13 protein-coding genes and 1 tRNA gene are annotated in these 11856 nt (G+C 32.5%); 11 read left to right on the top strand and 3 right to left on the bottom strand.

All coding sequences use genetic code 11. From position 1 onward, the window contains the following. Positions 1-74 precede the first annotated feature (74 nt). Positions 75-371: a DUF2325 domain-containing protein gene (locus AB8S09_RS08405; protein WP_294180894.1), complete on the top strand. Its 297-nt coding sequence runs from the start codon at positions 75-77 to the stop codon at positions 369-371. Positions 372-406: 35 nt separating this feature from the next. Here the strand turns inward: AB8S09_RS08405 and AB8S09_RS08400 are convergent, their stop codons facing one another. Then, positions 407-1201: a metal ABC transporter permease gene (locus tag AB8S09_RS08400; RefSeq protein ID WP_294180892.1), complete on the bottom strand. Its 795-nt coding sequence runs from the start codon at positions 1199-1201 to the stop codon at positions 407-409. A 23-nt stretch (positions 1202-1224) separates the two neighbouring features. Further along, positions 1225-1881, bottom strand: a complete 657-nt coding sequence (locus tag AB8S09_RS08395) for a metal ABC transporter ATP-binding protein (RefSeq protein WP_294180964.1) — start codon at positions 1879-1881, stop codon at positions 1225-1227. A 212-nt stretch (positions 1882-2093) separates the two neighbouring features. On the opposite strand from AB8S09_RS08395, the gene AB8S09_RS08390 reads away from it, so the two are divergent. From AB8S09_RS08390 to AB8S09_RS08380, 3 genes are all read left to right on the top strand, one after another. Further along, positions 2094-2168, top strand: a tRNA-Glu gene (locus AB8S09_RS08390). Between the two features lie 399 nt (positions 2169-2567). Further along, a complete protein-coding gene (locus AB8S09_RS08385; protein ID WP_294180891.1) occupies positions 2568-2891 on the top strand; it encodes a YjcN family protein in 324 nt (107 codons plus the stop codon). A 427-nt stretch (positions 2892-3318) separates the two neighbouring features. Beyond that, positions 3319-4382, top strand: a protein-coding gene (locus AB8S09_RS08380) for an IS630 family transposase (RefSeq protein ID WP_369868915.1) whose coding sequence is annotated in 2 segments (ribosomal slippage) — positions 3319-3843 and positions 3846-4382 — 1062 coding nt in all. Because the reading frame shifts where the segments join, the coding sequence is not laid out codon by codon here. A 390-nt stretch (positions 4383-4772) separates the two neighbouring features. Here AB8S09_RS08380 and AB8S09_RS08375 read toward each other — a convergent pair. After that, complete coding sequence (locus tag AB8S09_RS08375; protein ID WP_294180888.1) at positions 4773-4916, bottom strand: hypothetical protein; 144 nt, start codon at positions 4914-4916, stop codon at positions 4773-4775. A gap of 493 nt (positions 4917-5409) precedes the next feature. Between AB8S09_RS08375 and AB8S09_RS08370 the strand changes: the two genes are divergently transcribed. From AB8S09_RS08370 to AB8S09_RS08340, 7 genes are all read left to right on the top strand, one after another. Next, positions 5410-6276 carry a thermonuclease family protein gene (locus AB8S09_RS08370; RefSeq protein ID WP_369868914.1) on the top strand — a complete coding sequence of 289 codons (867 nt, stop codon included), beginning with the start codon at positions 5410-5412 and terminating at the stop codon, positions 6274-6276. Next, positions 6197-6709 carry a NusG domain II-containing protein gene (locus tag AB8S09_RS08365; protein ID WP_294180884.1) on the top strand — a complete coding sequence of 171 codons (513 nt, stop codon included), beginning with the start codon at positions 6197-6199 and terminating at the stop codon, positions 6707-6709. Before AB8S09_RS08370 ends, AB8S09_RS08365 begins: the two co-directional genes overlap by 80 nt. 82 nt (positions 6710-6791) lie before the next feature. Further along, positions 6792-7379 carry a hypothetical protein gene (locus tag AB8S09_RS08360; RefSeq protein ID WP_369868913.1) on the top strand — a complete coding sequence of 196 codons (588 nt, stop codon included), beginning with the start codon at positions 6792-6794 and terminating at the stop codon, positions 7377-7379. A 300-nt stretch (positions 7380-7679) separates the two neighbouring features. Then, a complete protein-coding gene (locus tag AB8S09_RS08355) occupies positions 7680-7853 on the top strand; it encodes an aspartyl-phosphate phosphatase Spo0E family protein (protein WP_294180880.1) in 174 nt (57 codons plus the stop codon). Between the two features lie 137 nt (positions 7854-7990). After that, complete coding sequence (locus AB8S09_RS08350; RefSeq protein ID WP_294180878.1) at positions 7991-8944, top strand: 2-hydroxyacid dehydrogenase; 954 nt, start codon at positions 7991-7993, stop codon at positions 8942-8944. A gap of 275 nt (positions 8945-9219) precedes the next feature. Next, positions 9220-10596, top strand: coding sequence for a PhoH family protein (locus AB8S09_RS08345; protein WP_294180876.1), 1377 nt, complete (start codon positions 9220-9222; stop codon positions 10594-10596). Between the two features lie 223 nt (positions 10597-10819). Continuing rightward, on the top strand, positions 10820-11830 hold the full coding sequence (locus AB8S09_RS08340; RefSeq protein ID WP_369868912.1) for a phosphodiester glycosidase family protein: 1011 nt from the start codon (positions 10820-10822) through the stop codon (positions 11828-11830). Positions 11831-11856: the final 26 nt, after the last annotated feature.

Genomic DNA, 11856 nt, shown 5'->3' with positions numbered 1-11856 from the left:
TTTACAAAAAAGGAAAGTTAAGTTAAAATTGAAAATGAGAATCGATATCATTTAATTTAAAGGGAGGATTATTTATGAGTATTTTGGTTATCGGGGGAGACAGGTTAGGAAATATAAAGAGTAAATTAAAAGAAAATGGATTCAACAAGATAGGCCATGTCAGTGGAAGGAAAAAAGGTGATAGAAAAATAAAGATACCCGAGAATACAGATTTGGTTCTGGTGCTGACGGATTATATAGGCCACAACATATCTGGAATAATAAAGAATCAGTCCAAGAGAAGTGATGTGACAATTATGTTTTGTAGACGGTCCTGGTCAAGTATGTATAAAAATATAGAAAGCTATATCACAGGTATAAAAAATCCTTAAAACATATGTAAAGGATAAAGTATACTTATAAGAGATTATTTTCTAAATAATTTTCTGTAAGCCAATGTGATTACAAGTGTAAGCACTGAGACAAGAGCTATGGTTCCCCCAGGGGCGCTATTTATATAATAGGATAAAACTAATCCTGCCATTATATCTATGAATCCAAATATAATGGAAAATATAAATGTCAGTTTAAAACCTTTGTGGAGCTGAAGCGATGCGGCCACAGGCATGGCAATCATAGATGAGATCACGAGAATGCCTAATATTCTGATGGATATTGAAATGGTAGCACCTACCAAAAGGGCAAAAAGGTAATTTATGAGTTTTACTTTTATTCCACATATTTTGGCACCTTCTTCGTCAAATGTTATGTAAAGAAGCTGGTTATACAATAGGAGTAAAGTTAAAACTGAGATTATACTCATCAGAAATACTGCACGGAGTTCACCTTTGGATACTGTAAGTATACTTCCAAATAAAAAGGAGTTAACATTTGCATTTGCCTTTCCTGTGCTTATGAGTACAATTGCAATCCCGACAGAAAAAGTAAGGACTATTACCAGAATTAATTCAGCATATTTTTTATAATAATTTCTTAGAAATTCTATTACTAATCCTGCAGCGGAGGTGAATATAAAAGAAGTCAATATGGGATTATACCCGAATACCAACCCTATCGCCACACCGGCCAGAGATGAATGTGACAGGGTGTCTCCCATCATGGAATATCTCTTTAAAACCAGAAACGTACCTACAGCAGGACATAATATGGATATGAATATACCTGCAATAATTGCATTTTGCATAAAACCGTATTGTAACATAGTTTCCCTCCAGTAAAAAGCTTTTAATTTTTATGACCTATTGATTTTTTGTATTCTTCAATACTGTAAAGGCATGCATTTCCATTACTTATGGTGCATATTTGACTGGAATTTTCAAGGGCAGCTTCCAGGTTGTGCTCTACAGATAGTATTGTTATGGATAAACTTTTGTTTAAATTGCTTATTATTTTATATATTTCTCTCTGACTCGGAATATCAACTCCGGTAGAGGGTTCATCAAGTATTAGCAGCTCAGGATGGCCTATCAGTGCTCTGGCTATGAATATTTTTTGACGCTGTCCTCCAGATAAATTTCCTATTAAACTATTTTTAAAATCATTCATTCCGATAATATTTAAGCATCTTTCCAAAGATGCTTTATCTTTTATCTTTAAAATTTTCATATGGCACTTGATTAATTCGGAAACAGTAATGGGAAATTGAGAGTTGAAGGTTTCCATTATCTGAGGGACATATCCGATTTTCCTGGTCTGTACCTGTATAGTGCCTTTTAGAGGATGCAGCAGCCCTAAGATTAATTTTATTAGAGTGGTTTTTGCACTGCCGTTTTCTCCTATAATTGAAACATAGGCCCCTTTTTTAATGTCCAAATTTATTTTATTTAAAATATAAGGCGGACTTCCCGTGTATGAGAAAGTCAAATCTTTTATGTGAATCATCATATTTATACCTCTTCCCATTTGTTCGTTGCTGTGCACAATCGGTGGATAAAACCGAAATTGTGGAAATATGTCTTTTCTATAAAATGCATTACCACATTATTATATAACTACTTGCAAATTATTTGCAAGCAGTTTATAGTAAAAAAAGCATTGACTAAATTGATAAAAAAATATATAATTATATCTGTTGATTGCAAAAATTAGTATGAGGTCCCTTGGTCAAGCGGTTAAGACGTCACCCTCTCACGGTGAAATCAGGAGTTCGATTCTCCTAGGGACTACCAAATAGATAATAGCAATGTTTTGAAGGGTTTCAAGACATTGCTGTTTTTGCATTTAACACATTTTTAATTATCGTTATTAATGATCTGAGATGCTGGGACTAAAAATAAAATGTCCAGATTCTATATTTGATAAACCTGTAATATCATTGAAAGATACAGAATATTATGTGGGTGAATATGGAGAAAGTGTAATTAGGAATATCTGCAGATGATACTCAAAAACAGCAGTGGTTTAGTGATTATGTCAGATACAAATGGAGATAAATTGATTGATAAGTTGGATGATAAATTTAAGTTTAGGATTATGGTGCCAAAGAGCTAAAGATAGCTTTTTATTTTTACCATAAAATATGATAAAATTAATTTATAATAATATTTAAAAAATAAAAGGAGATTGAAATGAAATTTTTAAAAAAAGAAATTACGACAATAGCTATTTTGATGATTATTGGAATATTTATCTTGATTCATTCTTCTCCTTTTTTATCTGTTAGAAGTCATATATTTGTAACAGGGCATCCTTTTAAAGCATTTAAAGAGACCATAAGAGTTAATAGGGTCAAATATAATCGGGAGAGAAGTAAACTAAATAAAAAGAATACCATGATTTATACTATTACAGGTAATAACTTATATGACAGAATAACAGGAAATGTAATAACCAATTATAAAGTTACAAAAATTCTATTTTTATATTTTGTTAAAGACTACAGTGGAACGTAAATTTTAAGAGCTTTGGAGAAATCCAGAACTCTTTCTATTTTGCCTCTTTTAATAAAAACATACTAATATTGAAATATAAAAAGTATATGAATCTGGTATCTTTAAAGTATTAACAATATTATGCTATAATGTATTTAACAGTAATGTATCATATTATATAGAGTTGCTCCTTTTGTAGTGCTTTCAATTACCGTAGTATTGAGCTTATCCATCATCTCAATTTTCTGCTACAGGCAGGATAAACTTAAAATGTTTTTTGAAAACAAAGCTGGTATTTCAAAGGATAAAATTTTGACAGATGTTAGAGTTAATATATATAGAAAGTAACAAGTATATAAATATCATTCCAATAAATTCTGCAATAAGATTCACTAAATAGTGGAATTATAAAAATATAATAATTCTAACTATAGGATGGTGAACTGGAATGGAAAGGGTACATGATAGAATAAATTATTATGCTGAAAAATCAGATTTTGAAGAAGTCAACCAGGAACTAAAAAATAACTCAAATAAGAGAATGCATATAAGATATATGGTCATTCTTAACTATCTTCAAGGATACAAGCTTAATGAGATTGCCTATATGAACAATATATCTTCTCAAACTGTAGGTGTTTATGTTAAAAAGTATAAATTGTTCGGGTTAAGTGGCCTGGCTATGGGTAAAAGCTCGGGAGCTCCCCATCATCTAACCGATGCTCAGGAATCAGAACTAGTTAAAATAATTACAACCAGGACTCCTGATGAAGAAGGTTTTACTGCAAGAAAAAACTGGGACACTACAATAATAAGGCAGCTGGTAATGAAACTTTATGGTGTTTCCTACTGTCAAAGAGGAATGCTTGAAGTATTATACAGGAATAATTTGAGTTTCACTCGACCAACATATTCTTTGAAAAAAGCTGATGAATTGAAACAGAAAGAATTCAAGAAACAGTTTGAGCTTTTAAAAAGAAGCTGATATATGGGTCTATCGACCATATTCTTTTTGAAGATGAGTCAATGATCCGGGATTATCAGGCTATAGCAAAAACATGGTTTATCAAAGGCAGACAAAGAATTATTCCTACTACTGGAAAGCATAGAGGAGTTAAGCTTCTAGGTGTATTAAATTATGAAACTGGACAAGTATATTGCAGTGAAGATGAAAAGTATGATGCGAAAGTATTTCTCAAATTTCTACAAGAAATAGTACATGAATATCCTGATGGAAAGATTGTAATGATCCTGGATAATTCCCGTATTCACCATGCAAAACTCATCCAGCCATTCCTACAGGATACCCCTCGATTGAAGCTTGTATTTCTTCCACCATACAGTCCACAGCTTAATCTTATTGAAGGTCTATGGAAGTGGCTTAAATCTGACATTATAAATAATGCATTTTACTCTACTGCAAAAGAGATAAATGCAGCTGTAAAAAAATTTATTAAGGTTGTCAATTCATCTAAACAAAAGGTTATTGACAGACTTTGTATAAAGCTTTGAGTCATTTTTACTTTCTATATNTGCAAAAGAGATAAATGCAGCTGTAAAAAAATTTATTAAGGTTGTCAATTCATCTAAACAAAAGGTTATTGACAGACTTTGTATAAAGCTTTGAGTCATTTTTACTTTCTATATAGATAAACCTGAAAAAGAAAATAACAAGTAACTTTTGGAAGAAGTTACTTGTTTGCATATAGGTTCTTTCTCGTATAACATGATTTTGTGGATTTACAATTTCTCTGTAGTTGCTCACCTACATACCTTATCATTATATTATAGCCGGAGCAAAAAATATACTCATTTATGGTATTTTTATTAATTTAATACTTTTTATGTAAAATAATGTGTTTATTTAGCATGGACACAGTAAATTTTATTCCTAAGCTACTATTATTTATTATGAGATAATTTTGATGTTTTGGTATATTTTTCTCCATGTTCAATACCTATTTTAGCACCGGTTTTAGGATACATTTTTCTTTTTTCAGCATTGGATTTGGGCCTATCTTTCATTCTGTTTTTATTATTATCCATGTAATTTCCTCCTATAAAAATCAGTAAATAATTAAATACAAAGTTTATTACTAATAGTATTTACTTAAGGTTATATTTTACCCAATATAATTGTACATATTTTATGCTGCAAGTTACCGACTAATAAAAAGGTAAATGATCCTGCTGCATTTAGGGCTTTTATGAATTGCATAAATATTATATAATTATATATATCAGGATATCTGGTTTTAGTAATAGTTACCTTCATTAATTTATAATGGGAAAGATGTGCTAAAATAAGTAGTATCAAATAGTGTAAACCTGATTTGAATTTACACCATTTTTACATAATTCAAAACTTGCAGAAAATCGTATGCACTTACAATATTGGGAAAGTGAAATCAGGAGTTCGGTTCTTCTAAGGACTACCAGGTAAGTAATAGCAGTGTTTTGAAGAAATTCAGGGCATTGTTATTTTTGTGTTTAATACGTTATTGTGACAGCAAATAAAAAAGAGAGGCAGATATTGCAGATGAAAATTAAAAAGTTTAATATATTTATAATAGTGTTTATGACGGCAATTCTATTGATTACGGCAGCAGGATGCTCAAATTCCTCAACTTTAAATTCTAAGGATTTGAATACAGATAAACAGGTGGCTCAAAGTTCAACTAAAGATGCTGCCAAATCTGTTGAACCCAACAGTCAGTCTCCTGTGAAATTGGAAAAAGCTACTGTAACCCATCATACTGATGGAGATACTGTAGGAGTAACACTTGAAAATGGACAAACTGCAAAAGTGAGGCTTATTGGTGTGAATACCCCAGAATTCACCACCAAGCATGAACAATATGGAGAACAGGCTTCTGATTATACAAAATCACAACTATATGGACAAACTGTATATCTCGAAAGCGATGCGGGGAACACTGATAGATATGGAAGATTATTGAGGTATGTGTGGATTTCACCACCCAGGGAGATAACTGAAGACGAAGTCAGAAACAAGATGTTCAATGCTATACTGGCTTATAATGGATATGCAGAACAGATGACTGTGCAGCCGAATGTAAAATATGCTGAATATTTCAGAAAGTTTTGTGCAGATGCCAGAGAAAACAACAGAGGGTTGTGGTCTGTGAATCCTAATGGTACCACTAAAGGAGATGGAACGAGTGCTCCTTCAGGTTCTACATCAAGTAATTCAAGTACAACTTCATCCAGCCGGAAAAATATACAACCGTCTGGATCGGGAAAGATAAAAGGTAATATAAATTCAAGGGGAGAAAAAATTTATCATGTTCCTGGTCAAGCTTTTTATGATAGAACTAGTGCTGAAGAATATTTTAATACAGAGGCAGAGGCACAGGCTGCAGGATACAGGCGCTCAAAAAGGTGATAATAATAAGGAGTTGAATATGAAAAAGGGAGATAAAATTATTGCTTTAATTATAAGTATGTTGATTGTTATAAGTTTAATAGGAATTTACGTGTATAAAAGCCGGCTGGATGATTCAACTAAAATAGCAGTTATAAAGGAAAATGGCAAAATAATAAGAACTATTGATTTAAATAAAGTACAGGATACTTATGAATTTACTGTAAGATACGGTAAGTCCGGTTTTAATAAAATCAAGGTGGAAAAAGGTAAAATACGTATTTCTGATTCAAATAGTCCTAGGAAAATAGGAATGAAAATGGGATGGATATCAAAACCAGGTGAAAATGTCGTGTGTGTTCCATATAAGCTTATGGTTAAAATAGAAGGTAGAGATCCTAGATTGAATGATGTGGATGCTATTTCAGGACAACCTGCTGACATAGGAAGATAAAATTTTGTGCAGGTATGCCGACACCCCGAAATTACTTTCAAATATCGTTAGATAACATAGAGAGTTATTGGGGGTGATGAATTTGAATGATTACATTTTAGGAATAATATTTTCAATTGGATATATATCCCGGGGAAGGTTTATTTTCAAAAATAAAAATAAATATTTTCTTGAACAGATACAAAAAGTCTGTGGGAATAATATATATAAACAAAAAGATAAGAAGAATGTACAATATGTCTTGAGCACTAAATATTTTGACATAGAAAGATTGAAATCCATAGGCTGGAATAACAGAAATTCGGATATCCGAAAATTACCTAAATTGAATCAGTATGATAATTTTTTGAGAGCTTATATAGAATTGCACAGCAGGTTTGATTACTCTACCAGATATAGGAGTAAACGGAAAAAAACGAAATATAAGGCACTGCGCCTGAGAATATATGGTAATAGAGTGCTGATTAGAGAAATTAATGAAATATTGAGTACAGATGCAAATATTGCATTAAAATCTCCCCAGAGTGAAAAGAACGATAAGACCTCCTATATAGCCTATACTTCCATAAATGAAATAAAATCCATATTCCAATATATAGAGGAAAAACCATGTTTTAATGCTTTTTGGAATGAAATTGAAAATAAATTGAGAATACCTATTATAGTATAGTGGTGAATATTTCTTTGTACAAAAGTAAGTACTGTTTTAGTGCTTACTTTTTTAATTGTTAGAATTATATTTATATGTCTATTAATACTTGATTTGTAATAAAATTACATATATAATAGTAATTGTCCTAAACATTATGTTTAGAGGGGAAAATAAGCATTTGGGAACTACCAGATGTTTATTTTCTTATATTGATTTATATTTGATTGATATTTCAATAAATAATGAATAATGAGAAAAATTATATTTATAAAAAATGCTTTCTTTTCTATACTGATGTGAGAAAGGAGGTGTTTTTTTATGTCCAAAATTGATAAAATATTGGAAGAAGTAGAAAAATTAAGGACACAATTATTGGACACAATTAGACAAAATGGAAATTTGCTGGATTCTGAAATAATTGATGAAAGTCAAAAACTAGACATGATTTTGAATGAATACAGCAAAGCAATCAGCAAAAAAATGGACAAGTAAAGAGAGGGAGGCTTCTGGCCTCTCTTTCAAAGAAATTGAAAACTCATTTGTATTAATTTGACTTGTATTCATTTAATTTAAGTACTATTATTAAAAATAGAGATATATTATAATCATAATACAACGGAGGAATGTTTATGAAAATTTCGGTTATTGAACCACTTGGTTTATCAGAAAATGAACTTAGGGATATTGCGAAACCGATTACGGACAGGGGACATGAACTTGTAGTATATAATGACAGGACTTCGGATATTCAGATTCTGAAAAATAGAGTAAAGGATTCCGAAATTATTGTACTTGCAAACTTACCTCTTAAAGGTGAAGTGATACGAGCTGATGATAAGCTTAAAATGATGTCCATAGCATTTACAGGGATTGATCACGTTGAGCTCAGTGCGTGTAATAAAGATGTGATGGTTTCAAATGCAGCAGGATACAGTACAAATTCAGTAGCTGAACTTGCTATAGGACTTGCCCTGGCTGTGTTTAGAAACATAGTGCCGCTGGATGGCATTACAAGAGATGGAAATACGAAAAGCGGATACAGTCAAGTTGAGTTAAATGGAAAAACCTTTGGGGTGGTTGGAACAGGTGCTATAGGTTCTGCAGTATGCCGATTGGCAAAGGCCTTTGGATGTACCGTACTTGGTTACAATAGGAGTGAAAAAGAAGAACTTAAGAAAATAGGTGTAAAATATGTGAGCCTTGATGAACTTCTTTCAAAAAGTGATGTGGTTTCAATACATCTTCCGCAAAGCAGCGTGACGAAAGGCCTTATAAACAGGGAAAAGATAGCTCTCATGAAAAACAGTGCTGTATTGATAAATGCTGCAAGGGGGCCCATCGTAGATAACAATGCTCTGGCAGAGGCACTTAAAAATGGAAAAATTGGAGGCGCAGGAATAGATGTATTTGACGGTGAACCACCTCTTGACACATCGTATCCTCTTCTTCATGCTCCGAATACTGTCCTAACTCCTCATATAGGATTTGCAACTAAGGAAGCAATGGTCAGGAGAGCTCATATAACTTTTGATAACATAATAAAATGGCTGGATGGAAATCCTCAAAATGTGGTAAAATTTTAGGGTATGTCATATGTAAAACCAGATTATTTATAAAATATTTAAAAAATAAACATCTATTTAATATATATGACACAATTTTGTAATATCTTATGTATAAAATAGAACTATAGAAAGATAATTAGTTTAAATTATTAGATCTCCTTAAAAAAGCAAGCATTAAAAGTTTTTAATGCTTGCTTTTCCTAATATATGGATATATAAATGTATTTAATAAATAAATGCATTTATATGTAGAGATGAATATATTATAATAATGATAGAGGGGAGGAATGACTTTGAAAAAAACTTATGTTTTGGATACCAATGTTATTCTGTATTCACCAGGAGCCATACTGACTTTTGGTGATGGAGACGTAGTTATACCGGAGGTGGTATTGGAAGAATTAGATGGGTTTAAAAAAGACAAAGGCGATCTGGGCGCCAATGCAAGACATGCAGCCAGGTTGATAGATGGCTTGAGAAAAAAAGGAAAAATCAATGAAGGAGTACAATTGCCATCTGGTGGAGAATTTAGGGTTGAAATGAATCACTATAATGTAAAACTGCCCCCTGCATGGGACAGAAGTAAGCCGGACAACAGAATAATACAGGTATGTAAAGGACTTAAAGAAGAAGGTGAAGATGTTTGCCTTATAACAAAAGATATTTTTGAAAGAATCAAAGCTGATATTATAGATATAGACGTGGAAGATTTTTATGAAAAAGTTGTTCCTGAGGATAAAAGTCAATACACAGGAAGGATGGATGTGTATGCATCAAAACAAGATATAGAAAATTTTTATAGAGAAAAATATATAGAGGTTGATAAAATTACCTGTTATGATGGGGAAACTGAAAAGTATTTTGCCCCAGTTTTCTATATAAATGAATTTGTTATAATACATTGTTTTGAATATTCTAAACAAACCGCCCTGGGAAGATTTGACGGAAAGAAAATTGTTCCTCTTAATTTTAAAGACAGTTCACCGCTGGGAATATATCCAAGAAATGTGGGTCAAAAATTTATGCTGGAGGCTCTCCTTACAAGTGCTGAAAAAGCTCCCCTTGTTATAATAAAGGGGCCTGCAGGTACAGCTAAAACCTTTTTTTCATTGGCAGTGGGACTTCATAATATGATGGAGGAAGACAATAGAAAATATAGAAAAATGCTAATATGCAGGCCCAATATTACAATGGATGAGGATATAGGATTTTTACCGGGTACGGAGCAGGAAAAGATTTTTCCGCTTATGAGACCTATACTTGATAATCTTGAAATATTGGTGGATTCAAATGAAAAGGAAAGATATAATAATGAAAAGGAGCTGGAAGATAAGGTTAGGGAGCTATTTGACAGGAGAATCATAACTACGGAGGCAGTGGGCTATTTGAGAGGCCGTTCCATTACGAAAAACTGGCTTGTGGTGGATGAAGCTCAAAATCTGACACCTAAACAGGTAAAAGCCATAGTGACTAGAGTTGGTGTGGGCACCAAGCTCCTGCTTATAGGAGATCCGGAACAAATAGATCAGGCATTTTTAGATTCCAGATCCAATGGACTATCCTATGCGTCTGAGAAAATGAAGGGAAGCCCCCTTTGCTATCAGGTTACTTTAAAACATGACGAGTGTGAAAGATCCCCACTGGCTTATGAAGCTTCTAAAAGACTGTAAATGAGAAAAATTTGAAAATAATTATACCATATAAAGATATTTTGCTGAAGCATATTTATATATATTGTGGTGGCAAATATCTTTTTTTTGTCCGGCCATTTTATGAAGTTTTTATGTATTTATAATTATTTCTATTTAAAAATTTTATCGTTTATTGTACAATATTGAAAGATGTGTGTTTAATTTATATTATGTTTTTTTTAGAAAGGAAAGGTTTCAATATATGAAAAAGAGGAGAAGATCAAATAAAAAAAAGAAATCAGTTTGGAAACTGGTGCTTTGTTTTTTACTCTTTGAATTTATATTTACTGGAATGACAGCCCCTTTTTTAATATTTCATGGTCCTTTTGAAAATGTAAAGAGGACGGTGGTGGGTGCAGCTATGACCACTTTGAGTCATCAATACATTGCAAAGTTATTTCTGTCGGATGAAGAAATACAAAAAATACTGGCAGGAAATGCTGCGGCGGGTGTAGAACAAAATAGTGTAAAAACTTTAAATTTTGAAAATAAACATGACAGCAGTATAGAAAGAGAGGATATAAGTGATGACAGAAAGAAATTTAAGGGTTATGTATTGATAATTCATGATCCTTCTAGAGTTAAGGTGGGATACAGCAAAAAATTGGGAGTTGCAGGAGAGCTTACCAGCAGAATAGCAAAAAATAATAATGCTGTAGCAGCCATAAATGGAGGAGCCTTTAAGGACAGTTCTTCTGGAAGCAGCAAATGGACCGGTACTGGAGGGAAACCTACAGGTATACTTATGAGCAACGGTAAAATTGTTTCTAATGATATAGAAAATTCTGATAAAAAATCGGAAGTGATGGCAATTACGAAAAAAGGACAGCTTTTAGTAGGCAATCATAGTTTAAATGACATGAAACAAAAGGGCGTTACAGAAGCTATATCCTTTGGACCTGCATTGGTAGTAAATGGTAAAGGAACCATAAAATCAGGAGATGGCGGATGGGGAATAGCCCCTAGAACAGCTATAGGTCAGAGGACAGATGGAGCCATGATTTTTCTTGTTATAGATGGACGTCAGGCCAAAAGTGTAGGAGCTTCACTGAGAGATGTTCAAAATATAATGCTTAAATACGGTGCAGTAAATGCCACAAATTTGGATGGAGGTTCTTCTACTACTATGTACTATGAAGGAGAAGTAATAAACAATACTTGCGATCCTTTGGGAGAGAGATCTGTTCCATCTGCTATTTATGTGAAGCCATAGGAACTAACTGTTAAAGGGGAGTGTAA

Source organism: Clostridium lapidicellarium, assembly GCF_041224415.1.
GTDB lineage: Bacteria > Bacillota > Clostridia > Clostridiales > Clostridiaceae > Clostridium_B > Clostridium_B lapidicellarium.
Note: the sequence above shows the minus strand (reverse complement) of the source record. Positions and strands in the feature narration are given on the sequence as shown.